This window comes from Zestomonas carbonaria (assembly GCF_904061905.1).
Taxonomy (GTDB): Bacteria; Pseudomonadota; Gammaproteobacteria; order Pseudomonadales; family Pseudomonadaceae; genus Aquipseudomonas; species Aquipseudomonas carbonaria.
This window is the reverse complement of sequence record NZ_CAJFCI010000064.1, coordinates 12119-37258: the sequence shown is the minus strand read 5'-3', so window position 1 is coordinate 37258 and position 25140 is coordinate 12119. Positions and strand designations below refer to the sequence as shown.

The 25140-nt window shown below is 60.4% G+C and carries 34 protein-coding genes; all 34 read right to left on the bottom strand.

Features of this window, described 5'->3' with window-relative positions; translation table 11 throughout:
• Positions 1-150 precede the first annotated feature (150 nt).
• The 34 genes from katG to rpoC all read right to left on the bottom strand — a co-directional run bounded on the left by katG (position 151) and on the right by rpoC (position 25079).
• Positions 151-2292 (bottom strand): catalase/peroxidase HPI, encoded by a 2142-nt coding sequence (gene katG, locus PSEWESI4_RS16030; RefSeq protein ID WP_187672214.1) that lies wholly within the window; start codon positions 2290-2292, stop codon positions 151-153.
• Positions 2293-2589: 297 nt separating this feature from the next.
• Positions 2590-2976, bottom strand: a complete 387-nt coding sequence (rplQ, locus tag PSEWESI4_RS16025) for a 50S ribosomal protein L17 (protein WP_187672213.1) — start codon at positions 2974-2976, stop codon at positions 2590-2592.
• Between the two features lie 42 nt (positions 2977-3018).
• Entirely contained in the window at positions 3019-4020 is a 1002-nt protein-coding gene (locus PSEWESI4_RS16020; RefSeq protein ID WP_187672212.1) for a DNA-directed RNA polymerase subunit alpha, read from the bottom strand.
• A 22-nt stretch (positions 4021-4042) separates the two neighbouring features.
• The gene (gene rpsD / locus PSEWESI4_RS16015; protein ID WP_187672211.1) at positions 4043-4663 is read right to left on the bottom strand and encodes a 30S ribosomal protein S4; all 621 of its coding nucleotides are present in this window, start codon (positions 4661-4663) and stop codon (positions 4043-4045) included.
• Between the two features lie 16 nt (positions 4664-4679).
• Positions 4680-5069: a 30S ribosomal protein S11 gene (gene rpsK, locus PSEWESI4_RS16010; protein WP_187672210.1), complete on the bottom strand. Its 390-nt coding sequence runs from the start codon at positions 5067-5069 to the stop codon at positions 4680-4682.
• Positions 5070-5099: 30 nt separating this feature from the next.
• Positions 5100-5456 (bottom strand): 30S ribosomal protein S13, encoded by a 357-nt coding sequence (rpsM, locus tag PSEWESI4_RS16005; protein ID WP_187672209.1) that lies wholly within the window; start codon positions 5454-5456, stop codon positions 5100-5102.
• A 131-nt stretch (positions 5457-5587) separates the two neighbouring features.
• Positions 5588-5704 carry a 50S ribosomal protein L36 gene (gene rpmJ / locus PSEWESI4_RS16000; RefSeq protein ID WP_002555468.1) on the bottom strand — a complete coding sequence of 39 codons (117 nt, stop codon included), beginning with the start codon at positions 5702-5704 and terminating at the stop codon, positions 5588-5590.
• Between the two features lie 31 nt (positions 5705-5735).
• Positions 5736-7064, bottom strand: coding sequence for a preprotein translocase subunit SecY (secY, locus tag PSEWESI4_RS15995; RefSeq protein ID WP_187672208.1), 1329 nt, complete (start codon positions 7062-7064; stop codon positions 5736-5738).
• Positions 7065-7499, bottom strand: coding sequence for a 50S ribosomal protein L15 (rplO, locus tag PSEWESI4_RS15990; protein ID WP_187672207.1), 435 nt, complete (start codon positions 7497-7499; stop codon positions 7065-7067). It lies immediately after the preceding gene.
• Between the two features lie 3 nt (positions 7500-7502).
• Positions 7503-7685, bottom strand: a complete 183-nt coding sequence (rpmD, locus tag PSEWESI4_RS15985; RefSeq protein ID WP_187672206.1) for a 50S ribosomal protein L30 — start codon at positions 7683-7685, stop codon at positions 7503-7505.
• A gap of 2 nt (positions 7686-7687) precedes the next feature.
• Positions 7688-8188: a 30S ribosomal protein S5 gene (gene rpsE / locus PSEWESI4_RS15980; RefSeq protein ID WP_187672205.1), complete on the bottom strand. Its 501-nt coding sequence runs from the start codon at positions 8186-8188 to the stop codon at positions 7688-7690.
• Between the two features lie 3 nt (positions 8189-8191).
• A complete protein-coding gene (rplR, locus tag PSEWESI4_RS15975; RefSeq protein ID WP_187672204.1) occupies positions 8192-8542 on the bottom strand; it encodes a 50S ribosomal protein L18 in 351 nt (116 codons plus the stop codon).
• Positions 8543-8552: 10 nt separating this feature from the next.
• Positions 8553-9086 carry a 50S ribosomal protein L6 gene (gene rplF / locus PSEWESI4_RS15970; RefSeq protein WP_187672203.1) on the bottom strand — a complete coding sequence of 178 codons (534 nt, stop codon included), beginning with the start codon at positions 9084-9086 and terminating at the stop codon, positions 8553-8555.
• Positions 9087-9098: 12 nt separating this feature from the next.
• On the bottom strand, positions 9099-9491 hold the full coding sequence (gene rpsH / locus PSEWESI4_RS15965) for a 30S ribosomal protein S8 (protein ID WP_187672202.1): 393 nt from the start codon (positions 9489-9491) through the stop codon (positions 9099-9101).
• Positions 9492-9690: 199 nt separating this feature from the next.
• Positions 9691-9996 (bottom strand): 30S ribosomal protein S14, encoded by a 306-nt coding sequence (gene rpsN, locus PSEWESI4_RS15960; protein ID WP_187672201.1) that lies wholly within the window; start codon positions 9994-9996, stop codon positions 9691-9693.
• A gap of 12 nt (positions 9997-10008) precedes the next feature.
• Positions 10009-10548 carry a 50S ribosomal protein L5 gene (gene rplE, locus PSEWESI4_RS15955; protein ID WP_187672200.1) on the bottom strand — a complete coding sequence of 180 codons (540 nt, stop codon included), beginning with the start codon at positions 10546-10548 and terminating at the stop codon, positions 10009-10011.
• A gap of 19 nt (positions 10549-10567) precedes the next feature.
• Positions 10568-10882: a 50S ribosomal protein L24 gene (gene rplX, locus PSEWESI4_RS15950; protein WP_187672199.1), complete on the bottom strand. Its 315-nt coding sequence runs from the start codon at positions 10880-10882 to the stop codon at positions 10568-10570.
• A gap of 11 nt (positions 10883-10893) precedes the next feature.
• The gene (gene rplN, locus PSEWESI4_RS15945) at positions 10894-11262 is read right to left on the bottom strand and encodes a 50S ribosomal protein L14 (RefSeq protein WP_003289207.1); all 369 of its coding nucleotides are present in this window, start codon (positions 11260-11262) and stop codon (positions 10894-10896) included.
• A gap of 23 nt (positions 11263-11285) precedes the next feature.
• Positions 11286-11552: a 30S ribosomal protein S17 gene (gene rpsQ, locus PSEWESI4_RS15940; RefSeq protein WP_187672198.1), complete on the bottom strand. Its 267-nt coding sequence runs from the start codon at positions 11550-11552 to the stop codon at positions 11286-11288.
• Between the two features lie 2 nt (positions 11553-11554).
• The gene (gene rpmC / locus PSEWESI4_RS15935; protein WP_187672197.1) at positions 11555-11746 is read right to left on the bottom strand and encodes a 50S ribosomal protein L29; all 192 of its coding nucleotides are present in this window, start codon (positions 11744-11746) and stop codon (positions 11555-11557) included.
• Positions 11746-12159, bottom strand: a complete 414-nt coding sequence (rplP, locus tag PSEWESI4_RS15930; protein ID WP_187672196.1) for a 50S ribosomal protein L16 — start codon at positions 12157-12159, stop codon at positions 11746-11748. Before rplP ends, rpmC begins: the two co-directional genes overlap by 1 nt.
• Positions 12160-12171: 12 nt before the next feature.
• On the bottom strand, positions 12172-12858 hold the full coding sequence (rpsC, locus tag PSEWESI4_RS15925; protein ID WP_187672195.1) for a 30S ribosomal protein S3: 687 nt from the start codon (positions 12856-12858) through the stop codon (positions 12172-12174).
• Between the two features lie 13 nt (positions 12859-12871).
• Positions 12872-13204, bottom strand: coding sequence for a 50S ribosomal protein L22 (gene rplV, locus PSEWESI4_RS15920; RefSeq protein WP_014854224.1), 333 nt, complete (start codon positions 13202-13204; stop codon positions 12872-12874).
• A gap of 13 nt (positions 13205-13217) precedes the next feature.
• Positions 13218-13493: a 30S ribosomal protein S19 gene (gene rpsS / locus PSEWESI4_RS15915; protein WP_187672194.1), complete on the bottom strand. Its 276-nt coding sequence runs from the start codon at positions 13491-13493 to the stop codon at positions 13218-13220.
• Between the two features lie 16 nt (positions 13494-13509).
• The gene (rplB, locus tag PSEWESI4_RS15910) at positions 13510-14331 is read right to left on the bottom strand and encodes a 50S ribosomal protein L2 (RefSeq protein ID WP_187672193.1); all 822 of its coding nucleotides are present in this window, start codon (positions 14329-14331) and stop codon (positions 13510-13512) included.
• A 14-nt stretch (positions 14332-14345) separates the two neighbouring features.
• A complete protein-coding gene (gene rplW, locus PSEWESI4_RS15905) occupies positions 14346-14645 on the bottom strand; it encodes a 50S ribosomal protein L23 (protein ID WP_187672192.1) in 300 nt (99 codons plus the stop codon).
• Entirely contained in the window at positions 14642-15244 is a 603-nt protein-coding gene (rplD, locus tag PSEWESI4_RS15900) for a 50S ribosomal protein L4 (protein ID WP_187672191.1), read from the bottom strand. Before rplD ends, rplW begins: the two co-directional genes overlap by 4 nt.
• A gap of 12 nt (positions 15245-15256) precedes the next feature.
• On the bottom strand, positions 15257-15892 hold the full coding sequence (rplC, locus tag PSEWESI4_RS15895; protein ID WP_187672190.1) for a 50S ribosomal protein L3: 636 nt from the start codon (positions 15890-15892) through the stop codon (positions 15257-15259).
• 82 nt (positions 15893-15974) lie between these two features.
• Positions 15975-16286, bottom strand: a complete 312-nt coding sequence (gene rpsJ / locus PSEWESI4_RS15890; RefSeq protein WP_003103876.1) for a 30S ribosomal protein S10 — start codon at positions 16284-16286, stop codon at positions 15975-15977.
• 153 nt (positions 16287-16439) lie between these two features.
• Complete coding sequence (gene tuf, locus PSEWESI4_RS15885; protein WP_187672178.1) at positions 16440-17633, bottom strand: elongation factor Tu; 1194 nt, start codon at positions 17631-17633, stop codon at positions 16440-16442.
• Between the two features lie 30 nt (positions 17634-17663).
• The gene (gene fusA, locus PSEWESI4_RS15880; protein WP_187672189.1) at positions 17664-19766 is read right to left on the bottom strand and encodes an elongation factor G; all 2103 of its coding nucleotides are present in this window, start codon (positions 19764-19766) and stop codon (positions 17664-17666) included.
• 33 nt (positions 19767-19799) lie between these two features.
• On the bottom strand, positions 19800-20270 hold the full coding sequence (gene rpsG, locus PSEWESI4_RS15875; protein ID WP_187672188.1) for a 30S ribosomal protein S7: 471 nt from the start codon (positions 20268-20270) through the stop codon (positions 19800-19802).
• A gap of 96 nt (positions 20271-20366) precedes the next feature.
• Positions 20367-20738, bottom strand: a complete 372-nt coding sequence (gene rpsL / locus PSEWESI4_RS15870; protein WP_187672187.1) for a 30S ribosomal protein S12 — start codon at positions 20736-20738, stop codon at positions 20367-20369.
• Positions 20739-20885: 147 nt separating this feature from the next.
• On the bottom strand, positions 20886-25079 hold the full coding sequence (gene rpoC, locus PSEWESI4_RS15865) for a DNA-directed RNA polymerase subunit beta' (RefSeq protein ID WP_187672186.1): 4194 nt from the start codon (positions 25077-25079) through the stop codon (positions 20886-20888).
• Positions 25080-25140 lie beyond the last annotated feature (61 nt).

The following is a 25140-nucleotide window of genomic DNA, read 5'->3' as shown; positions in this document are numbered from 1 at the left end:
TTGCTGCATCCTTGGAATGGACAAATGCTCCGCCTCGGGCTCGCTTCGGTCAAGCCGAAAAGCACAACGCCTCCCCGCAGGAAGGCGTTGTGCGTCGAGCGGAGCCCCCGCCAGGCGTGGGCAGCGATGGCGCCCACACCCGGCAACGGCTCAGGCGAGGTCGAAGCGGTCGAGGTTCATCACCTTGACCCAGGCCGCCACGAAGTCCTTGACGAACTTTTCCTTCGCATCCGAACTGGCGTAGACCTCGGCCAGCGCGCGCAGCACCGAGTTGGAGCCGAAGACGAGATCACTGCGCGTGCCGGTCCACTTCAGATCGCCAGTCCTGCGGTCCCGGCCTTCGAACAGCTCGGCCTTGTCGTCCACCGGCTTCCACTCGGTCGCCATGTCGAGCAGGTTGGTGAAGAAGTCGGTGCTGAGCACGCCGACCCGGTCGGTGAACACGCCGTGCGCACTTCCGTCGTAGTTCGCGCCGAGCACGCGCAGGCCGCCGACGAGCACGGTCAGCTCCGGTGCTGTCAGGGTCAGCAACTGGGCACGGTCGATCAGCATGGCCTCGGTCGGCGCCACGACACTCTCGTCCCTGTAGTTGCGGAAGCCGTCCGCGCGGGGCTCGAGCACCGCGAAGGACTCGACGTCGGTCTGTTCCTGCAACGCATCCACCCGGCCCGGAGCGAACGGAACCTCGACGCTCACGCCGGCCGCCTTCGCAGCCTGCTCGACGCCGACATTACCGGCCAGCACGATCACGTCAGCCAGCGAAGCCTTGCCCGAATCCCGCTGGATTTCCTCCAGCTTGGCCAGCACCTTGGCCAGTTGCGGCGGGTTGTTGACCTCCCAGTCCTTCTGCGGAGCCAGGCGGATGCGCGCACCGTTGGCGCCGCCGCGCTTGTCGCCGCCACGGAAGGTCGAAGCCGAAGCCCAGGCGGTCACCACCAGTTCGGATACCGACAGGCCGGAGGCTGCGATCGCGGCCTTCAGGTCGGCGATATCGGCCGTCGTCGGCTTGTGGGTCGGCGCCGGCAGCGGGTCTTGCCAGATCAGGTCTTCCTTCGGCACCTCCGGGCCCAGGTAGCGGGCTTTCGGCCCCATGTCGCGGTGCGTCAGCTTGAACCAGGCACGGGCGAAGGCCTCGGCGAAGGCCTGCGGGTCGTTGAGGAACTTGCGCGAGATCTTTCCGAACTCCGGGTCGAAGCGCAAAGTCAGGTCGGTGGTGAGCATCGTCGGCTTGCGCTTCTTCGTGGGATCGAACGGGTCCGGGATGAGTTCCGGCGCGTCCTTGGCCACCCACTGGATCGCGCCAGCGGGCGAGCGGGTCTGCTCCCATTCGTACTTGAACAGGTTCTCGAAGAAGTAGTTGCTCCACTGGGTGGGCGTCTGCGTCCACACCACTTCGATACCGGAAGTGATGGCATCAGGCCCCTTGCCGCTGCCGTAGCTGCTGGCCCAGCCCATACCCTGCGCCTCGATGCTCGCGGCTTCCGGGGCGGGCCCGACATTGTCCGCGGGGCCGGCGCCGTGGGTCTTGCCCAGGGTGTGGCCACCAGCGATCAGAGCAACGATCTCCTCGTCGTTCATCGCCATGTTGCCAAAGGTCGCGCGGATGGCCGGCGCGGCCGAGAGCGGGTCGCCGCTGGCGTTCGGGCCTTCCGGGTTCACATAGATCAGGCCCATCTCGGTGGCGGCGAGCGGGTTCTTGGCCAGGTATTCCGGATTGCGGTGGGCCAGCCAGGCCTTCTCGTCACCCCAGTTCACATCCTCATCCGGCTCCCATACGTCCTCGCGGCCGCCGGCGAAACCGAAGGTGCGGAAGCCCATCGACTCCAGCGCAACGTTGCCGGCGAGGATCATCAGGTCGCCCCAGGAAATCTTCTGGCCATACTTCTGCTTGACCGGCCAGAGCAGGCGGCGCGCCTTGTCCAGGCTGACGTTGTCCGGCCAGGAGTTCACCGGTGCGAAGCGCTGCTGGCCGCGCCCGGCGCCGCCGCGTCCGTCACCGATCCGGTAGGTGCCGGCAGCATGCCAAGCCATGCGGATCATCAGACCACCGTAGTGGCCCCAGTCCGCCGGCCACCAGTCCTGCGAGTCCGTCATCAGGCGTTTGAGGTCGGCCTTCAGCGCGGCATAGTCGAGCTTCTTGAACTCTTCACGGTAGTTGAAGGCCTCACCCAGCGGGTTGGACCTGGATGAATGCTGGTTGAGCAAATCGACTTGCAATTGATTCGGCCACCAGTCCTTGTTGGTGGCACCACCACCTGCGACGTGGTACGGACATTTCGCTTCGTTCGACATTATTTTTCTCCTCTCTCCTCATTGATCAGGTCAGGCCGACTCGTCGCGTGCGAGCCACGATAGAACAAGACTAGTCCTGCCTAGAGAGAGGAACCAATATATGAAACGCAAGAATCCGATAGTTTTTAATTAATTCATATACCGCCAGGCAAGCGGCGGAAGCAGGGCAAACGGAGAGGGGCTTTCCCCGCTGGAGGATACGTCGGGGCGCGATGGGACAATGGGGATTGCGCGATTTTCTCTCGCCCGGAAACGAAAAAACCGGGCACTGGGCCCGGTTCTTCGTACAAGCGGAGCTTACTCGGCGGTTTCCACCGAGCCGCCGACCGGACGGTCGACCAGCTCAACGTAAGCCATCGGTGCGTTATCGCCAGCGCGATAGCCACACTTCAGGATACGCAGGTAGCCGCCCTGGCGGGTGGCGTAGCGCTTGCCCAGATCGTTGAACAGTTTGCCGACGGCTTCTTTCGAACGAGTACGGTCGAAAGCCAGACGACGGTTGGCAACGCTGTCTTCCTTGGCCAGGGTGATCAGCGGTTCGGCGACGCGACGCAGTTCCTTGGCTTTCGGCAGAGTGGTCTTGATCAACTCGTGCTCGAACAGGGAAACCGCCATGTTCTGGAACATGGCCTTGCGGTGCGCGCTGGTGCGGTTCAGATGACGACCACTTTTACGATGACGCATGGTTCAATTCCTTACCAAACTCACGTTCGGTGATTACGACGATCAGGCAGTAGCCTTATCGTCTTTCTTAAGACTTGCCGGCGGCCAGTTGTCGAGGCGCATGCCGAGGGACAGACCACGGGAGGCCAGAACGTCCTTGATCTCGGTCAGGGACTTCTTGCCCAGGTTCGGAGTCTTCAACAGCTCCACTTCGGTGCGCTGGATCAGGTCACCGATGTAGTAGATGTTTTCCGCCTTCAGGCAGTTCGCCGAACGCACGGTCAGCTCCAGATCGTCGACCGGACGCAGCAGGATCGGATCGATCTCGTCTTCCTGCTGAACCACGACCGGCTCGCTGTCACCCTTGAGGTCCACGAAGGCGGCCAACTGCTGCTGCAGGATGGTCGCGGCGCGGCGGATAGCCTCCTCCGGATCCAGGGTACCGTTGGTCTCCAGGTCGATGACCAGCTTGTCCAGGTTGGTGCGCTGCTCGACACGAGCGTTCTCTACCACGTACGCCACGCGGCGTACCGGGCTGAAGGACGCATCCAACTGCAGACGACCGATGCTACGGCTCTCGTCCTCGTCGCTCTGGCGGGCATCAGCCGGCTCGTAACCGCGACCACGGGCTACGGTGAGCCGCATGTTCAGCGAGCCGTTGGCGGCCAGGTTGGCGATGACGTGATCACCGTTGACGATCTCGACATCATGATCCAGCTGGATATCGGCAGCGGTCACAACCCCTGCACCCTTCTTCGCCAGAGTCAGGGTCACTTCATCACGACCATGCAGCTTGATAGCCAGACCTTTCAGGTTGAGCAGGATCTCGATGACATCTTCCTGCACGCCTTCAATGGCGCTGTACTCGTGGAGTACACCGTCAATCTCGGCCTCGACTACTGCACAGCCAGGCATGGAGGACAACAGGATGCGACGCAGCGCGTTGCCCAGGGTATGGCCGAAACCACGCTCGAGCGGCTCGAGGGTGATCTTGGCGCGGGTCGGACTGACCACCTGCACATCGATGTGGCGGGGGGTCAGGAACTCATTTACCGAAATCTGCATGGATGCACCTATTTTCTAGCCCTTACTTGGAGTAGAGCTCGACAATCAGGCTTTCGTTGATGTCGGCGGACAGATCGCTGCGAACCGGCACGCTCTTGAACACGCCAGACTTCTTCTCAGCATCCACATCCACCCACTCGGCACGGCCGCGCTGTGCGGACAGTTCGAGAGCCTGAGCAATGCGCAATTGGTTCTTCGACTTCTCACGCACCGCGACCACGTCGCCAGCCTTGACCTGGTAGGACGGAATGTTCACGGTTTTACCGTTAACAGTGATGGTCTTGTGCGAAACCAGCTGACGGGATTCGGCACGGGTAGCACCGAAGCCCATGCGATAGACCACGTTGTCCAGGCGGCACTCGAGCAGCTGCAGCAGGTTCTCGCCGGTAGCGCCCTTGCGACGGGCAGCTTCCTTGTAGTAACCGCTGAACTGACGCTCCAGAACGCCGTAGATACGACGAACCTTCTGCTTCTCACGCAGCTGGGTACCGTAGTCGGACTGACGGCCACGGCGGGCGCCGTGCTGGCCGGGAGCCGATTCGATGTTGCACTTGGATTCGAGCGCGCGCGCACCACTCTTCAGGAAGAGATCGGTGCCTTCACGGCGAGACAGTTTGCACTTAGGACCAATGTAACGAGCCATCTTTCACTGTCTCCTATTACACGCGACGCTTCTTCGGCGGACGGCACCCGTTGTGCGGGATCGGCGTCACGTCGGTGATGCTGGAAATCTTGTAACCGCAGGCGTTCAGAGCACGCACAGCGGACTCGCGACCCGGGCCCGGGCCCTTGACGTTCACGTCGAGGTTCTTCAGACCGTACTCGAGAGCGGCCTGGCCAGCGCGCTCTGCAGCCACCTGGGCGGCGAACGGGGTGCTCTTGCGGGAACCGCGGAAGCCGGAGCCACCGGAGGTAGCCCAGGACAGAGCGTTACCCTGACGATCAGTGATGGTCACGATGGTGTTGTTGAAAGAAGCGTGGATATGGGCGATGCCATCCACCACTGTCTTTTTGACTTTCTTACGAGGACGAGCAGCAGGTTTTGCCATGACTAGATTCCTGTCGATTCGCGAATGCGATTACTTGCGGATCGGCTTGCGCGGACCCTTACGGGTACGGGCGTTGGTCTTGGTGCGCTGACCACGAACCGGCAGGCCGCGACGGTGGCGCAGGCCACGGTAGCAACCCAGGTCCATCAGGCGCTTGATCTTCATGTTGATTTCGCGGCGCAGGTCACCTTCGGTGGTGAACTTGGCGACTTCGCCACGCAACAGTTCAATCTGCTCGTCGCTGAGATCTTTGATTTTCGCTGCCGGGTTGACCCCGGTCGCCGCGCAGATGCTCTGCGCAGTAGTGCGACCAACACCGTAGATGTAGGTCAGCGAGATAACAGTGTGCTTGTTATCCGGAATGTTAACGCCTGCAATACGGGCCATTCAGTGGAACTCCAATTGACAGCTACCTACGCCCCGGAAGCCAAGAAAAGGGCGCGAGATATTAGCGCTGTAGAAACAAATAATCAACCCGGCAGCGCACTAGCTGCCGGGCTTATGGCGTTTGATCACACTCAGCCTTGGCGCTGTTTGTGACGCGGCTCCGCACTGCAGATCACTCGCACGACACCTTCGCGACGAATGATTTTGCAGTTGCGGCACAGCTTCTTCACCGATGCACGAACTTTCATCACCAACTCCTCGAACCTTACGGGCACATGGTCAGCGGAGCATGCCGCTGCCGTAGCCCTTCAGGTTGGCTTTCTTCATCAGGGATTCGTACTGGTGCGAAACGAGGTGCGATTGTACTTGCGACATAAAGTCCATCACAACCACGACCACGATCAGCAACGAGGTCCCGCCAAGGTAGAACGGCACGTTGGCCGCCACCACCAGGAACTGGGGCAGCAGGCAGACAGCCGTCATGTACAGAGCACCGAACAGGGTCAAGCGGGTCAGCACGCCATCGATATAGCGCGCGGATTGCTCACCAGGACGGATACCCGGGATAAAGGCGCCGGACTTTTTCAGGTTCTCCGCCACGTCTTTCGGGTTGAACATCAGAGCCGTATAGAAGAAGCAGAAGAAAATGATCCCTGCACTAAACAGCAGAATGTTCAACGGCTGGCCGGGGGCAATGGCCTGAGCAACGTCCTGCAGCCAGCCCAGACCTTCGGACTGACCGAACCAGGCTCCCAGGGAAGCCGGGAACAGCAGGAGGCTGCTGGCGAAAATAGCCGGAATCACACCGGCCATGTTCACCTTCAGCGGTAAGTGGCTGGTCTGCGCAGCGAAGACCTTGCGGCCCTGCTGACGCTTGGCGTAATGCACAGCGATACGACGCTGGCCACGCTCGATGAACACCACGAATCCGATGATCGCCACTGCCAGCAGGCCGATGGCAACCAGGGCGAAGATGTTGATATCACCCTGGCGGGCAGACTCGAAGGACTGCCCGATTGCCGACGGCAGACCGGCGACGATGCCCGCGAAGATCAGCATCGAGATGCCGTTGCCGACACCCCGCTCGGTGATCTGCTCACCGAGCCACATCATGAACATCGCCCCCGCCACGAAGGTGGTGACCGCCACGAAGTGGAACCCGAACCCCGCCGAAAACGCCACGCCCTGCCCCGCCAGACCAATGGACATGCCAGTGGCCTGAACGAGAGCGAGCAGCAGCGTACCGTAGCGAGTGTACTGGCTGATCTTGCGACGACCAGCCTCACCTTCCTTCTTCAACTGCTCCAGTTGCGGGCTGACGGCAGTCATCAGCTGCATGATGATCGATGCCGAGATATACGGCATGATCCCCAGCGCAAAGATGCTCATCCGCTCCAGCGCACCGCCGGAGAACATGTTGAACAGGCTAAGAATAGTCCCCTCATTCTGCCGGAACAGGTCAGCGAGCCGGTCAGGGTTGATCCCGGGAACCGGAATGTGCGCCCCTATCCGATAGACGATGATCGCCAGGAAAAGGAAGCGCAGCCGAGTCCAAAGCTCGGACAACCCGCCATTGCTGAGCGCTGAGAGAGCACCTTGCTTAGCCATTTAGTCCTCGAACTTGCCGCCAGCTGCTTCGATGGCCGCACGCGCACCCTTGGTGGCGGCGATGCCTTTCAGGGTTACCGCGCGAGCAACATCACCGGACAGCACGACTTTCACGCGCTGCACGTTGCGATTGATCACGTTGGCATCCTTCAGGGCCTGCAGAGTGACGACATCGCCCTCGACCTTGGCCAGCTCGGAAGTACGGACTTCCGCGCGATCCAGGGCTTTCAGGGAAACGAAGCCGAATTTCGGCAGACGGCGGTGCAGGGGCTGTTGACCACCCTCGAAGCCGGGCGCGATGGTGCCGCCGGAGCGAGAGGTCTGACCCTTGTGGCCACGGCCACCGGTCTTGCCCAGGCCGCTACCGATACCGCGACCCACACGATGCTTCTCGCGACGGGCACCCGGCGCAGAACGCAGATCGTTCAGTTGCATGTCTTAACCCTCCACACGCAGAAGGTAATAGGCCTTGTTGATCATCCCGCGGTTTTCCGGAGTATCCAGAACCTCGACGGTGTGACCGATGCGACGCAGACCGAGGCCCTTGACGCACGCCTTGTGGTTGGCCAGACGGCCATTCACGCTCTTGACCAGCGTGACTTTGACAGTTGCGTTAGCCATGGTTAGAGAATCTCCTCGACGCTCTTGCCACGCTTGGCAGCCACGGAATCCGGGGACTGCATGTCCTTCAGAGCCTTGAAGGTGGCGTGAACCACGTTGACCGGATTGGTGGAGCCGTAGCACTTGGCGAGCACGTTCTGCACACCAGCCACTTCCAGCACGGCACGCATGGCGCCGCCGGCGATGATGCCGGTACCTTCGGATGCCGGCTGCATGTACACCTTGGAAGCGCCATGGGCGGACTTCATCGCGTACTGCAGGGTGGTGCCGTTCAGGTCCACCTGGATCATGTTGCGACGCGCAGCTTCCATCGCCTTCTGGATGGCGGCCGGCACTTCACGGGACTTGCCACGGCCGAAACCGACGCGACCCTTGCCATCACCCACCACGGTCAGCGCGGTGAAGGTGAAGATACGACCGCCTTTGACGGTCTTGGCAACGCGGTTAACCTGGACCAGCTTCTCGATGTAGCCTTCGTCGCGCTTTTGGTCGTTATTTGCCATAACTTAGAACTCCAGTCCGCCTTCACGAGCAGCATCGGCCAGCGCCTTGACGCGACCGTGATACTTGAAGCCAGAACGATCGAAAGCCACCTTGGTGACGCCAGCGGCTTTCGCGCGCTCGGCCACCAACTGACCCACTTTCTTGGCCGCGTCGACGTTGCCGGTAGCGTCGTCACGCAGTGCTTTGTCCAAGGTCGAGGCGCTGGCCAGGACCTGGGCGCCGTCGGCCGAAATGACCTGGGCGTAGATGTGCTGGGAAGAGCGGTACACGCAGAGGCGTACGGATTCCAGCTCGCGCATTTTCAGGCGTGCCTTGCGAGCGCGACGCAGACGAGTTTCTTTCTTTACGCTCATTTGCTATGCCCTACTTCTTCTTAGCTTCTTTACGATGAACGACTTCATCGGAATAACGCACGCCCTTACCTTTGTAAGGCTCCGGCGGACGGAAGTCGCGGATCTCGGCGGCCACCTGACCGACCAGCTGCTTGTCGATACCCTTGATGACGATATCGGTCTGGCTGGGGGTTTCGGCGGTAACGCCTTGCGGCAACTCATAGTCGATCGGGTGCGAGAAGCCGAGAGCCAGGGACAGCACTTGACCTTTGGCTTGCGCCTTGTAACCAACGCCGACCAGTTGGAGCTTGCGCTCGAAGCCCTGGCTGACACCGATCACCATGTTGTTGACCAGGGCACGGGTGGTACCGGCCATGGCTTTGTTCTGCTGATCGCCATTGCGCGCAGCAAAACGCAGTTCACCTGCTTCCTGCTGGACTTCAACGGACGGATGCAGGTTCAACTCGAGAGCGCCCTTGGCACCTTTCACCGAGATCTGCTGACCAGCCAGCTTGACTTCTACGCCAGCGGGCAGCTTGACGGGGTTCTTAGCAACGCGAGACATGCTTATCCCCCCTTAGAACACAGTGCAGAGGACTTCGCCGCCCACGCCAGCAGCGCGAGCAGCACGATCAGTCATCACACCTTTGTTGGTGGAGACAATCGACACGCCCAGGCCACCACGCACTTTCGGCAGCTGGTCTACGGATTTGTACTGGCGCAGGCCAGGACGGCTCACACGCTTCAGCTCCTCGATAACCGGACGGCCTTCGAAGTACTTCAGCTCGATGGACAGCAGCGGCTTGGCATCGCTGCTGACTTGATATCCCGTGATGTAACCTTCGCTCTTGAGAACGTTGGCCACCGCCACCTTCAGCTTGGAGGACGGCATGCTTACGACAGACTTTTCAGCCATCTGGGCATTACGGATACGAGTTAGCATGTCCGCTAACGGGTCCTGCATACTCATGGGCTAGATGCTCCTAAAACAAAAAGGAATGGCCTTGCGGCCACTTGGTACCGCCACGAACGCCCGGCAAAAAACAGGCCTGGCTCTGGCGAGCCGGTCATTTTAGAGACCGTTCATAAATGAATCAAGCCCCAGAAGGGGCTTGATTCATTTTCACGCGGAGGGAACCGCCCTTTCGGGCGGCACTCTCAAGCGATCATTACCAGCTGGCCTTGACCAGACCCGGTACATCGCCACGCATTGCGGCTTCGCGCAGCTTGTTACGGCCGAGGCCGAACTTGCGGTACACGCCGTGCGGACGACCGGTCAGGCGGCAGCGATTACGCAGACGGCTGGCACTGGCATCACGCGGTTGCTTCTGCAGAGCGATCTGCGCCTCCCAACGAGCCTCCGGAGTGGAGTTCGGGTTGACGATGATAGCCTTCAGCTCAGCGCGCTTCTTGGCGAACTTGGCAACCGTTTGCTGACGCTTCAGCTCGCGGTTCTTCATACTCTTCTTGGCCATGTCCTACTCCAATCAGTTGCGGAACGGGAAGCTGAAAGCACGCAGCAGCGCGCGACCTTCATCATCCGTACGGGCAGTGGTGGTCAGGGTGATGTCGAGACCACGCAGTGCATCGATCTTGTCGTAATCGATTTCCGGGAAGATGATCTGCTCTTTCACGCCCATGCTGTAGTTGCCACGACCGTCGAAGGACTTGGCATTCAGGCCGCGGAAGTCACGCACGCGCGGCAGGGAGATGGACAGCAGGCGATCCAGGAACTCGTACATACGATCGCGACGCAGGGTCACCTTGACACCGATCGGCCAGCCTTCGCGGACCTTGAAGCCTGCGATGGACTTACGAGCGTAAGTCACGACAGGCTTCTGGCCGGTGATCTTCTCCAGATCGGCGACGGCGCTCTCGATGACCTTCTTGTCACCGATCGCTTCGCCCAGGCCCATGTTCAGGGTGATTTTGGTAATGCGCGGAACTTCCATCACGTTCGCCAACTGAAGCTCTTCCTTCAGTTTGGGCGCGATTTCTTTCCGGTAAATCTCTTTTAGTCGTGCCATGGTATCTACCTAGCAGTGCTCAAGCGTCGACCGGCTTCTGGTTCGACTTGAAGACACGAATTTTCTTACCGTCTTCGACTTTGAAACCAACGCGATCAGCCTTGCTGGTTTCCGGATTGAAGATGGCCACGTTGGATGCGTGCAGCGGCGCCTCTTTCTCGACGATACCGCCTTGTACGCCCGACATCGGGTTCGGCTTGGTATGACGCTTGACCAGGTTGACCCCGCCGACGACCAGACGGTCGTCAGCGAGCACCTTCAGCACCTTACCGCGCTTACCCTTGTCCTTGCCGGCGATCACGATGATCTCGTCGTCACGACGAATCTTTTGCATGTCGGATCTCCTTACAGAACTTCAGGGGCGAGCGAGACGATCTTCATGAACTTCTCGGAACGAAGCTCACGGGTCACGGGCCCAAAGATACGGGTACCGATCGGCTCCTGCTTGTTGTTCAGCAGAACAGCAGCGTTACCGTCGAAGCGAATGATCGAGCCGTCCGGACGACGCACACCATGACGGGTACGCACCACGACCGCAGTCATTACCTGACCCTTTTTCACCTTGCCGCGCGGAATCGCTTCCTTCACGGTCACCTTGATGATGTCACCAATACCGGCGTAACGACGGTGGGAACCGCCGAGCACCTTGATGCACATAACACGACGCGCGCCACTGTTATCAGCGACATCGAGCATGGATTGAGTCTGAATCATAAAATTTCTCCGACCCTGAGCTCTTAGACTTCGACTGCGCGTTCGACGATCTCAACCAGGGTCCAAGACTTGGTCTTGGCCAGCGGGCGGGTCTCACGGATCGAGACGGTATCGCCAACGCGGCACTGGTTGCTTTCGTCATGGGCGTGCAGTTTGGTCGAACGCTTGACGTACTTACCGTAGATCGGGTGCTTGACGCGACGCTCGATCAGAACGGTGATGGTCTTGTCCATTTTGTCGCTGACGACACGGCCGGTCAGCGTACGGACGGTTTTCTGAGCTTCAGCCATGATTACTTACCTGCCTGCTGAGTGAGCACAGTCTTCACGCGAGCGATGTCGCGCTTCACTTGCGAGAGCAGGTGAGACTGCCCCAACTGGCCAGTCGCTTTCTGCATACGCAGATTGAACTGGTCGCGCAGCAGACCGAGCAATTGCTCGTTCAGCTCCTGCGCGGATTTGCCACGAAGTTCGTTCGCTTTCATCACATCACCGTCCGCTTAACGAAGGAGGTAGCAATCGGCAGCTTCGCAGCGGCCAGGGCGAACGCCTCACGGGCCAGCTCTTCGGAAACGCCTTCGATCTCGTAGAGCACCTTGCCCGGCTGAATCTGGGCTACCCAGTACTCGACGCTACCCTTACCTTTACCCATCCGCACTTCCAGGGGCTTCTTGGTGACCGGCTTGTCCGGGAACACGCGGATCCAGATTTTGCCGCCACGCTTGACGTGACGGGTCAGCGCACGACGCGCAGACTCGATCTGGCGAGCGGTGAGACGACCACGAGCAACGGACTTCAGCGCGAATTCGCCGAAGCTCACTTTGCTACCGCGATGAGCCAGACCACGGTTGTGGCCGGTCATCTGCTTGCGGAATTTTGTACGCTTTGGTTGCAGCATGTTGCGTACTCCTTACTTAGCAGCTTTCTTGCGAGGCGCCGGAGCGACAGGCTTCAGCTCTTCCTGGCGGCCACCAATGACCTCGCCCTTGAAGATCCAAACCTTCACACCGATCACACCGTAGGTGGTGTGCGCTTCGTAGGTGGCGTAATCGATATCGGCACGCAGGGTGTGCAGCGGCACACGACCTTCGCGATACCACTCGGTACGGGCGATTTCCGCGCCACCGAGACGACCACTCACCTGGATCTTGATGCCCTTGGCACCGATACGCATGGCGTTCTGTACAGCACGCTTCATGGCGCGACGGAACATCACGCGACGCTCCAGCTGCTGAGCTACGCTCTGCGCAACCAGCATACCGTCGAGCTCCGGCTTGCGGATCTCTTCGATATTGATGTGCACCGGCACACCCATTTGCTTGGTCAGGTCCTGACGCAGCTTCTCGACATCCTCACCTTTCTTGCCGATCACGATACCGGGACGGGCGGTGTGGATGGTGATGCGTGCGGTTTGCGCCGGGCGATGGATATCGATACGGCTTACGGACGCGCTTTTTAGTTTGTCTTGGAGATACTCACGGACTTTCAGATCCGCGAACAGGTAGTCCGCGTAAGTCCGACCGTCTGCATACCAGACGGAAGTATGATCCTTGACGATTCCCAGGCGGATGCCAACGGGATGTACTTTCTGACCCATCTGATCGACTCCGTTACTTGTCCGCAACCTTGACAGTGATATGGCAAGACCGCTTGACGATGCGATCAGCGCGGCCTTTGGCACGCGGCATGATGCGCTTAAGCGAACGCCCCTCGTTGACGAAAACGGTGGAGACCTTCAGGTCGTCCACGTCCGCGCCCTCGTTGTGCTCGGCGTTGGCTACGGCCGACTCCAGCACTTTCTTCATGATCTCGGCGGCTTTCTTATTGCTGAAAGCCAGGAGGTTGAGCGCTTCACCCACCTTCTTCCCGCGGATCTGGTCGGCGACCAAGCGGGCCTTCTGGGCGGAGATTCGAGCGCCCGACAACTTAGCGGCTACTTCCATCATTCCTTACCCCTTAACGCTTGGCTTTCTTGTCAGCCACGTGCCCACGATAGGTGCGGGTAGCAGCGAACTCGCCGAGTTTGTGGCCAACCATGTCTTCGCTCACCAGGACCGGGACATGTTGACGGCCGTTATGCACAGCGATGGTCAGACCGACCATCTGCGGCAGGATCATCGAACGACGCGACCAGGTCTTAACCGGTTTGCGATCGTTCTTTTCCACCGCCGCCTCGACCTTCTTCAGCAGGTGAAGATCGATAAAAGGACCTTTTTTCAGAGAACGTGGCACTGTCGTATCCCTCTATTTACTTGCGACGACGGACGATCATGTTATCGGTGCGCTTGTTACCACGAGTCTTCGCGCCCTTGGTCGGGAAGCCCCACGGCGACACCGGATGACGACCACCGGAGGTACGACCTTCACCACCACCATGCGGGTGGTCGACCGGGTTCATGGCAACACCACGAACGGTCGGACGAACGCCGCGCCAGCGTTTGGCACCAGCCTTACCCAGCGAGCGCAGGCTGTGCTCGGAGTTGGAGACTTCGCCCAGGGTCGCACGGCACTCGGCCAGTACCTTGCGCATCTCACCGGAGCGCAGACGCAGGGTCACATAGGCACCTTCGCGGGCCACCAACTGGGCGGAAGCACCAGCGGAACGAGCGATCTGCGCGCCTTTGCCCGGCTTCAGCTCGATACCGTGAACGGTCGAACCCACCGGAATGTTGCGCAACTGCAGGCTGTTACCCGGCTTGATCGGCGCCATTGCGCCCGAGATCAGCTGGTCGCCAGCGCTCACGCCTTTCGGCGCGATGATGTAGCGACGCTCACCGTCGGCGTACTTCAGCAGAGCGATGTGAGCAGTACGGTTCGGGTCGTATTCGATGCGCTCGACGATGGCAGGGATGCCATCCTTGTTGCGACGAAAATCGACCAGACGGTAATGCTGCTTGTGACCACCGCCAACGTGGCGAGTGGTGATGCGGCCGTTGTTGTTACGACCACCGGACTTCGACTTCTTCTCGAGCAGCGGAGCATAAGGAGCGCCTTTGTGCAGCTCCTGATTGACCACTTTGACCACGAAACGGCGGCCAGCGGAAGTCGGTTTGCATTTAACGATTGCCATGATGCACCCCTTCCTTACTCAGCACTGCTGGTGAAATCGAGATCTTGGCCCGGCTGAAGGGCGATGATCGCCTTCTTCCAGTCGTTACGCTTGCCTAGGCCACGTGCGGTACGCTTGCTCTTGCCCAGAACGTTCTGGGTAGTCACACGCTCGACTTTGACGCTGAACAGGCTTTCGACGGCCTTCTTGATTTCCAGCTTGGTTGCATCGGTGGCAACCTTGAAAACGAACTGGCCTTTCTTCTCGGCCAGAACTGTGGCCTTCTCGGAGATGTGCGGGCCAAGCAGCACTTTGAATACGCGTTCCTGGTTCATCCCAGCAGCTCCTCGAACTTCTTAACCGCCGACACGGTGATCAGCACCTTGTCGAAAGCGATCAGACTGACCGGATCGGAACCCTGAACATCGCGCACATCGACGTGCGGCAGGTTGCGAGCAGCCAGATACAGATTCTCGTCGACCGAGTCGGCGACGATCAGCACGTCGGACAGACCCAGGCCATTCAGCTTGCTCAGCAGGGCCTTGGTCTTCGGGGCTTCCACGGAGAAGTCCGGAACCACGACCAGACGGTCGCTACGCACCAGCTCGGAGAGGATGGAGCGCAGGGCTGCGCGATACATCTTCTTGTTGAGCTTCTGCGAGTGGTCCTGCGGACGGGCCGCGAAGGTCACACCACCGCCACGCCAGACCGGACCGCGAGTGGTACCGGCACGGGCACGACCGGTGCCCTTCTGGCGCCACGGACGCTTGCCGCCACCGGACACGTCGGAACGGGTCTTCTGCTGCTTGCTGCCTTGACGACCAGCAGCCATGTAGGCCACGACAGCCTGATGCACCAGAGTTTCGTTGAACTCGCCACCGAAGGTCGCTTCGGACACTTCGATCGCTTGTGCGCCATTAACACTCAATTGCATGTCAGCTTCCCCTTAACCGCGAGCCTTGGCTGCCGGACGCACAATCACGTCGCCGCCCGGAGCGCCAGGAATGGCACCCTTGACCAGCAGCAGATTGCGTTCAGCGTCAACGCGAACCACTTCCAGGGACTGTACGGTCACGCGCTCAGCGCCCATGTGACCGGACATCTTCTTACCCTTGAACACACGGCCAGGAGTCTGGCACTGGCCGATGGAACCCGGGACGCGGTGGGAAACGGAGTTGCCGTGGGTATTGTCTTGACCGCGGAAATTCCAGCGTTTGATGGTACCGGCGAAGCCTTTACCCTTCGACTGACCGGTCACGTCGACCAGTTGGCCCGCCTGGAAGATCTCGGCATTGATCAGGTCGCCGGCCTGGTATTCACCTTCTTCAAGGCGGAACTCCCAGACGCTACGACCAGCAGCGACGCTCGCCTTGGCGAAGTGACCAGCCTGAGCCTTGGTCACGCGGGAAGCACGACGCTCGCCCACGGTAACCTGGACAGCGCGATAGCCGTCGCTTTCTTCAGTTTTGAATTGGGTCACGCGATTCGGTTCAATCTCGATGACTGTAACCGGAATGGAGACACCTTCTTCGGTGAAAATGCGGGTCATGCCGCACTTACGACCGACTACACCAATAGTCATGTTGTAACCTCATGAGTGTACGGGGCTTTCACCCGCTATGGCCGCCCATTTCAGAGCGTTACACGACTAAAACCGCAAGGTCTTAGCCGAGGCTGATCTGCACTTCCACGCCTGCAGCAAGGTCCAGCTTCATCAGCGCATCGACGGTCTTGTCGGTCGGCTGAACGATGTCCAGCACGCGCTTATGAGTGCGAATCTCGTACTGATCACGCGCGTCTTTGTTGACGTGCGGGGAGATCAACACGGTGAAACGCTCCTTGCGAGTAGGCAGAGGAATCGGACCACGCACCTGAGCACCAGTACGTTTCGCGGTTTCCACGATTTCCTGGGTGGATTGATCGATCAGGCGATGGTCAAAAGCCTTCAACCGAATACGGATTTGTTGGTTTTGCATTTTGACCTCAGACTCCAAGTTGCCATCCCCACCGAACGCAATACGCCCGATAAAAGGAGGCGCAATTGTACGGATGCGCCCCCAGGGTGTCAATAAATGATCAACAAACAGAAAAGGCCCCAAGAGGGGCCTTTTCCTTAGCGCGATCTTCGATTACTCGATGATCTTGGCAACCACGCCGGCGCCGACGGTACGACCGCCTTCGCGGATCGCGAAGCGCAGACCTTCTTCCATGGCGATCGGGGCGATCAGGGTAACAGTCATCTTGATGTTGTCACCCGGCATCACCATCTCGACGCCTTCCGGCAGCTCGCAGTTACCGGTCACGTCAGTGGTACGGAAGTAGAACTGCGGACGGTAGCCCTTGAAGAACGGAGTGTGACGGCCGCCCTCTTCCTTGCTCAGCACGTACACTTCGCCTTCGAACTTGGTGTGCGGCTTGATGGTGCCCGGCTTGGCCAGAACCTGGCCACGCTCCACTTCGTCACGCTTGGTGCCGCGCAGCAGCACGCCGACGTTCTCGCCAGCACGACCTTCGTCGAGCAGTTTGCGGAACATTTCCACGCCGGTGCAGGTGGTCTTGGTGGTCGGACGGATACCGACGATCTCGACCTCTTCCTGGACCTTGACGATGCCGCGCTCGACACGACCGGTTACCACGGTACCGCGACCGGAGATCGAGAACACGTCTTCGATCGGCATCAGGAACGGCTGGTCGATGGCACGCACCGGCTCCGGAATGTAGGCATCCAGGGTTTCCACCAGCTTGCGAACAGCGGAAACGCCCATTTCGTTGGAGTCTTCGCCGTTCAGCGCCATCAGCGCAGAACCGATGATGATCGGGGTATCGTCGCCCGGGAAGTCATAGGTGGAGAGCAGGTCACGGACCTCCATCTCGACCAGCTCCAGCAGCTCGGCGTCGTCCACCATGTCGGCCTTGTTCAGGAACACGACGATATACGGAACGCCTACCTGACGGGACAGCAGGATGTGCTCGCGGGTTTGCGGCATGGGGCCGTCGGCAGCCGAGCAGACCAGGATCGCGCCGTCCATCTGGGCGGCACCGGTGATCATGTTCTTCACGTAGTCGGCGTGACCCGGGCAGTCCACGTGGGCGTAGTGGCGGATCGGCGAATCGTATTCAACGTGGGAAGTGTTGATGGTGATACCACGCGCCTTCTCTTCCGGAGCGTTGTCGATCTGGTCGAACGCGCGGACAGCACCGCCCCAGGTCTCGGCACAGACCTTGGTCAGCGCTGCGGTCAGGGTGGTTTTACCGTGGTCAACGTGACCGATGGTGCCTACGTTGACGTGCGGTTTGTTACGTTCAAATTTTTCCTTAGCCACGACAGTAAACCTCTTACTTAAAGGGCTGAATCAACCTTGTTTTTTGATGATAGCTTCGGCGATGTTGGCCGGAGCTTCCGCGTACTTCGAGAACTCCATGGAGTAGCTCGCGCGCCCCTGAGACATGGAACGGACGTCGGTAGCGTAGCCGAACATCTCGCCCAGCGGCACTTCGGCGCGGATAACCTTGCCGGAAACGCTGTCTTCCATACCCTGGATCAGACCGCGACGACGGTTCAGGTCACCCATCACGTCGCCCATGTAGTCTTCCGGAGTCACGACTTCGACCTTCATGATCGGCTCGAGCAGAACGGCACCGCCCTTCTGGGACAACTGCTTGGTCGCCATGGACGCCGCGATCTTGAACGCCATTTCGTTCGAGTCGACATCGTGGTAGGAACCGTCGAACACGGTAGCCTTCAGGCCGAGGAGCGGATAGCCGGCGATAACACCGTTCTTCATCTGCTCTTCGATACCCTTCTGGATCGCCGGGATGTATTCCTTCGGAACCACACCACCCACGACTTCGTTCTTGAACTCCAGACCTTCCTGACCTTCGTCGGCCGGCGCGAAGCGAATCCAGCAGTGACCGAACTGGCCACGACCACCGGACTGGCGAACGAACTTGCCTTCGATCTCGCAAGTATTGCGGATGGTCTCACGGTAAGCCACCTGCGGCTTGCCGATGTTGGCCTCGACGTTGAACTCACGCTTCATGCGATCAACGAGGATGTCCAGGTGCAGCTCACCCATACCGGAGATGATGGTCTGGCCGGACTCTTCGTCGGTCTTGACGCGGAACGACGGGTCTTCCTGGGCCAGTTTGCCAAGGGCGATACCCATCTTCTCCTGGTCAGCCTTGGTCTTCGGCTCCACGGCTACCGAGATAACCGGCTCCGGGAAGTCCATCCGCTCGAGGATGATCGGCTTCTCGATGTCGCACAGGGTGTCACCGGTGGTGACGTCCTTCATGCCGATCAGAGCAGCGATGTCGCCAGCGCGTACTTCCTTGATCTCCTCACGGGTGTTGGCGTGCATCTGGACCATACGGCCGACGCGCTCCTTCTTGCCCTTGACGGAGTTGATCACGGAGTCGCCCGAGCTCAGCACGCCCGAGTAAACACGCGCGAAGGTCAGAGTACCGACGAAGGGGTCGGTCGCGATCTTGAACGCCAGAGCCGAGAACGGCTCGCTGTCGTCAGCATGCCGCTCGTCGACCTTCTCCTCGTCATCCGGGTGGGTACCCTTGATGGCCGGGATTTCGGTCGGCGCCGGCAGGAAGTCGATCACCGCATCGAGAACCAGGGGCACGCCCTTGTTCTTGAAGGAGGAACCGCAAACAGCCGGAACGATTTCACAGGCGATGGTACGCTGACGCAGGCCAGCCTTGATCTCTTCGATCGTCAGCTCGCCGCCTTCCAGGTACTTGTTCATCAGCTCTTCGTTGGCTTCGGCAGCCGCCTCGACCATGTTGGAGCGATACTCTTCGGCCAGGTCAGCCAGCTCCGCCGGAATCTCTTCCTCGCGGTAGGTCATGCCTTGGTCGTCTTCGTTCCAGTAGATCGCCTTCATCTTGATCAGGTCGATCTGGCCCTGGAAGTTCTCCTCGGCACCGATCGCCAGTTGCACCGGAACCGGAGTGTGGCCCAGGCGCTGCTTGATCTGGCCGACCACGCGCAGGAAGTTGGCGCCCTGACGGTCCATCTTGTTCACGTAGACGATACGCGGAACACCGTATTTGTTGGCCTGACGCCATACGGTCTCGGACTGCGGCTCAACGCCGGAGGTACCGCAGAACACCACCACGGCACCGTCCAGCACACGCAGGGAACGCTCCACCTCGATAGTGAAGTCCACGTGACCGGGGGTGTCGATGATGTTGACGCGGTACTTGTCGTATTGCTTGGTGGAACCAGACCAGAACGCGGTGGTAGCCGCGGAGGTAATGGTGATACCACGCTCCTGCTCCTGCACCATCCAGTCCATGGTCGCGGCGCCGTCGTGCACCTCGCCCATCTTGTGGTTGACGCCTGTGTAGAACAGGATCCGCTCGGTAGTGGTGGTCTTGCCCGCGTCTACGTGGGCACAGATACCAATGTTCCGGTAGCGGTTGATAGGAGTTGTACGAGCCACAATAAAATCCTCGTGGGATGTGAAGCGCGGTTCTTAGAAACGGTAATGGGAGAAGGCCTTGTTGGCCTCTGCCATACGGTGCACGTCTTCACGCTTCTTGACGGCGGCGCCTTTACCTTCGTAGGCATCCAGCAACTCGCCAGCCAGGCGCAGGGCCATGGACTTTTCACCACGCTTGCGCGCACTTTCCACCAGCCAGCGCATGGCCAGGGCGTTGCGACGGGACGGACGAACCTCGACCGGGACCTGGTAGGTAGCACCGCCTACACGGCGGGACTTGACTTCGACCAGCGGAGCGATGGCGTCGAGAGCTTTCTCGAAGATCTCCAGGGGATCGCTGTTCTTGCGGGATTTGACGGTATCCAGCGCGCCGTAAACGATGCGCTCGGCTACGGCCTTCTTGCCGCTTTCCATCACGTGGTTCATGAACTTGGCGAGGATCTGGCTTCCGTACTTCGGATCGTCCAGGATCTCACGCTTGGCTGCTACACGACGTCTTGGCATTGATAAGCCCTCAAACGGTCTTCAGGTTAGCTCGGGACCATGACGCCAGGGTCACGCCCGACCTTACTCTTATCGACTCAGATAAATGGAAACGGATTATTTCGGACGCTTGGCGCCGTACTTGGAACGACCCTGCTTACGGTCTTTCACGCCGGAGGTATCCAGCGAACCGCGCACGGTGTGGTAACGCACACCCGGAAGGTCCTTCACTCGGCCGCCGCGAATCAGCACAACGCTGTGCTCTTGCAGGTTGTGGCCTTCACCGCCGATGTAGGAGGTGACTTCGTAGCCGTTGGTCAGACGAACACGGCACACTTTACGCAGTGCGGAGTTCGGTTTCTTCGGCGTGGTGGTGTACACGCGGGTGCACACGCCACGACGCTGCGGGCAGTTCTGCAGCGCAGGCACGTCGCTCTTGTCGACGAGACGCTTGCGCGGCTTGCGTACCAGCTGGTTGATAGTTGCCATCTATAGCTCCACTGTTGTCTTTCGACATAAACAAAATGGCAGGACCAAGGTCCCGCCAAATTTAGGGGTACAAAAGTCTAAAGAGCTTGCCACACCCCGTCAAGGCAGGTCCTGCAGCCTGGGAAGGCTACAGGACCCCACACTTTCTTACAGATTGTTGAGCGCTTCCGACAGCTGGGCTTCCGCCTCGCTGGCGCTCACCTGAACCGGCTTGCCGGCATCACGCTTGCGCTTGCGCTCGCTGTGGTAGGCCAGTCCGGTACCGGCCGGGATCAGACGACCCACCACCACGTTCTCCTTCAGGCCGCGCAGGAAGTCGCGCTTGCCGGTGACCGCCGCCTCGGTGAGGACGCGGGTGGTCTCCTGGAAGGAGGCCGCCGAGATGAACGACTCGGTGGACAGCGAGGCCTTGGTAATACCCAGCAGCACGCGCTCGTACTTGGCCGGGAAGCGGTCGTCCGTGCCCAGCTTCTCGTTCTCTTCCAGCACCTGGGTCAGCTCGACCTGGTCGCCTTTGATGAAGCTGGAGTCGCCGGACTCGCTGACCTCGACCTTGCGCAGCATCTGCCGCAGGATGGTCTCGATGTGCTTGTCGTTGATCTTCACGCCCTGCAGGCGGTACACGTCCTGGATCTCGTTGACGATGTACTTGGCCAGCGCGCTGACACCGAGCAAACGCAAGATGTCGTGCGGGTTGCTCGGACCATCGGAGATCACTTCGCCGCGGTTCACCTGTTCGCCTTCGAAGACGTTGAGGTGACGCCACTTCGGAATCAGCTCCTCGTACGGATCGCTACCGTCGGTCGGGGTGATGACCAGGCGGCGCTTGCCCTTGGTTTCCTTGCCGAAGGAGATGGTGCCGCTGATTTCCGCCAGGATCGACGGCTCTTTCGGACGACGCGCTTCGAACAGGTCGGCAACGCGCGGCAGACCACCGGTGATGTCGCGAGTCTTCGAGGTTTCCTGCGGGATACGGGCGATTACGTCACCCACGCCCACCTTGGCTCCGTCGGTCAGGTTGACCAAGGCGTTGGCCGGCAGGAAGTACTGTGCAGGCACGTCGGTACCCGGCAGCAGCAGTTCCTTGCCGTTGGCGTCGACCAGCTTCACGGCCGGACGGATGTCCTTGCCAGCGGCCGGACGATCTTTCGGGTCCATCACCTCGATGTTGGTCAGACCGGTCAGTTCGTCGGTCTGGCGCTTGATGGTGATGCCCTCTTCCATGCCCACGAAGGTCACGGTACCGGCCATCTCGGTGACGATCGGGTGGGTGTGCGGGTCCCACTTGGCGACGATGGCGCCAGCATCGACCTTGTCACCTTCCTTGACCGAGATCACCGCACCGTACGGCAGCTTGTAGCGCTCGCGCTCTCGGCCGAAGTCGTCGGCGATCGCCAGCTCGCCGGAGCGGGACACCGCCACCAGGTTGCCGTCGGCACGCTCGACGTGCTTGAGGTTGTGCAGACGCACGGTACCGCCGTTCTTCACCTGGACGCTGTCGGCTGCCGAAGTCCGGCTGGCCGCACCACCGATGTGGAAGGTCCGCATGGTGAGCTGGGTACCCGGTTCACCGATCGACTGGGCGGCGATGACACCGACCGCCTCACCGATGTTGACCTGGTGACCACGAGCCAGGTCGCGGCCGTAGCACTTGGCGCAGATGCCATAGCGGGTTTCGCAGGTGATCGGCGAACGCACGATCACTTCGTCGATGCTGTTGCGCTCGATGAACTCGACCCACTGCTCGTCGACCAGGGTACCGGCCGGCACGATGACGTCTTCGCTGCCCGGCTTGAACACGTCGCGGGCGATCACACGGCCCAGCACACGCTCACCGAGCGGCTCGACCACGTCGCCGCCTTCGATGTGCGGGGTCATCAGCAGGCCATGTTCGGTGCCGCAGTCGATTTCGGTCACTACCAGGTCCTGGGCCACGTCGACCAGACGACGGGTCAGGTAACCGGAGTTCGCGGTCTTCAGCGCGGTATCCGCCAGACCCTTACGAGCACCGTGGGTGGAGATGAAGTACTGCAGAACCGACAGACCTTCGCGGAAGTTCGCGGTGATCGGGGTCTCGATGATCGAGCCGTCCGGCTTGGCCATCAGGCCACGCATACCGGCCAACTGACGGATCTGTGCGGCGGAACCCCGGGCGCCGGAGTCGGCCATCATGTACATGGAGTTGAAGGACTCCTGCTCGACTTCCTTGCCCTCGCGGTCGATGACCCGCTCTTTCGAGAGATTGGCCATCATCGCCTTGGACACTTCGTCGTTGGCCTTCGACCACAGGTCGATCACCTTGTTGTACTTCTCGCCCTGGGTCACCAGGCCGGAGGCGTACTGGCTCTCGATCTCCTTCACTTCCTCGGTGGCGGCGTCGATGATGCGCGCCTTCTCGTCCGGGATGACGAAGTCGTTCACGCCGATCGACACACCGGAGATGGTCGAGTAGGCGAAGCCGGTGTACATCAACTGGTCGGCGAAGATCACGGTGTCCTTCAGGCCGACAGTGCGGTAGCACTGGTTGATCAGCTTGGAGATTGCCTTCTTCTTCATCGGCTGGTTGACCACCTCGAAGGGCAGCCCGGCCGGCACGACCTGGAACAGCAGGGCACGGCCGACAGTGGTGTCGACGATGCGGGTGTTCTTGGTGATCGAGCCGTCCTTTTCCTTGACGGTCTCGTTGATGCGCACTTTCACGCGGGCGTGCAGGGACGCCTCGCCGGCACGGAATACCCGGTCGACTTCCTGCAGGTCGGCGAACACTCGACCCTCGCCCTTGGCGTTAACGGCTTCGCGGGTCATGTAGTACAGACCCAGAACCACGTCCTGGGACGGCACGATGATCGGATCACCGTTGGCCGGCGACAGGATGTTGTTGGTGGACATCATCAGCGCGCGCGCTTCCAACTGGGCCTCGAGGGTCAGCGGGACGTGCACGGCCATCTGGTCACCGTCGAAGTCGGCGTTGTACGCGGCACAGACCAGCGGGTGAAGCTGGATCGCCTTGCCTTCGATGAGCACCGGCTCGAACGCCTGGATGCCCAGACGGTGCAGGGTCGGCGCACGGTTGAGCAGCACGGGGTGTTCGCGGATGACTTCGGCGAGAACGTCCCAGACCTCGGGCAGCTCGCGCTCGACCATCTTCTTCGCGGCCTTGATGGTGGTCGCCAGACCACGCATTTCCAGCTTGCCGAAGATGAACGGTTTGAACAGCTCGAGGGCCATCTTCTTCGGCAGACCGCACTGGTGCAGACGCAGGGTCGGGCCGACGGTAATCACCGAACGGCCGGAGTAGTCGACGCGCTTGCCGAGCAGGTTCTGACGGAAACGGCCCTGCTTGCCCTTGATCATGTCGGCCAGGGACTTCAGCGGGCGCTTGTTCGAGCCGGTGATGGCACGGCCGCGACGGCCGTTGTCCAGCAGGGCGTCGACGGCTTCCTGCAGCATGCGCTTCTCGTTGCGCACGATGATGTCCGGAGCGGCCAGGTCGAGCAGGCGCTTCAGACGGTTGTTACGGTTGATCACCCGGCGATACAGGTCGTTCAGGTCGGAAGTCGCGAAACGGCCGCCATCCAGCGGGACCAGCGGACGCAGGTCCGGCGGCAGCACCGGCAGGACGGTCAGGACCATCCACTCCGGACGGTTACCGGAGTCCTTGAAGGCTTCCATCAGCTTCAGGCGCTTGGACAGCTTCTTGATCTTGGTCTCGGAGTTGGTCTGCGGAATCTCCTCGCGCAGGCGGCCGATCTCGTGATCCAGATCGATGGCGTTGAGCAGTTCGCGAACCGCTTCGGCGCCCATGCGCGCGTCGAAGTCGTCACCGAACTCCTCGATGGCCTCGAAGTACTGCTCGTCGTTGAGCAGTTGGCCCTTCTCCAGGGTGGTCATGCCCGGGTCGATCACCACGTAGCTCTCGAAGTAGAGCACGCGCTCGATGTCACGCAGGGTCATGTCCAGCAGCAGGCCGATACGGGACGGCAGCGACTTGAGGAACCAGATGTGGGCGACCGGCGAAGCCAGTTCGATGTGCGCCATGCGCTCGCGACGGACCTTGGCCAGCGCCACTTCCACGCCGCACTTCTCGCAGATCACACCACGGTGCTTCAGGCGCTTGTACTTGCCGCACAGGCACTCGTAGTCCTTCACCGGGCCGAAGATCTTGGCGCAGAACAGGCCGTCGCGCTCCGGCTTGAAGGTACGGTAGTTGATGGTCTCCGGCTTCTTCACTTCACCGAACGACCACGAACGGATCATCTCAGGCGAAGCCAGGCCGATACGGATGGCGTCGAACTCTTCGATTTGACCCTGGTTTTTCAACAGATTCAGTAGGTCTTTCAAGGCCTTTCCTCCTGACGGAGCGGGGAGCGAGGCAGCCCCCGCTCCCGATACGCGTCACGTG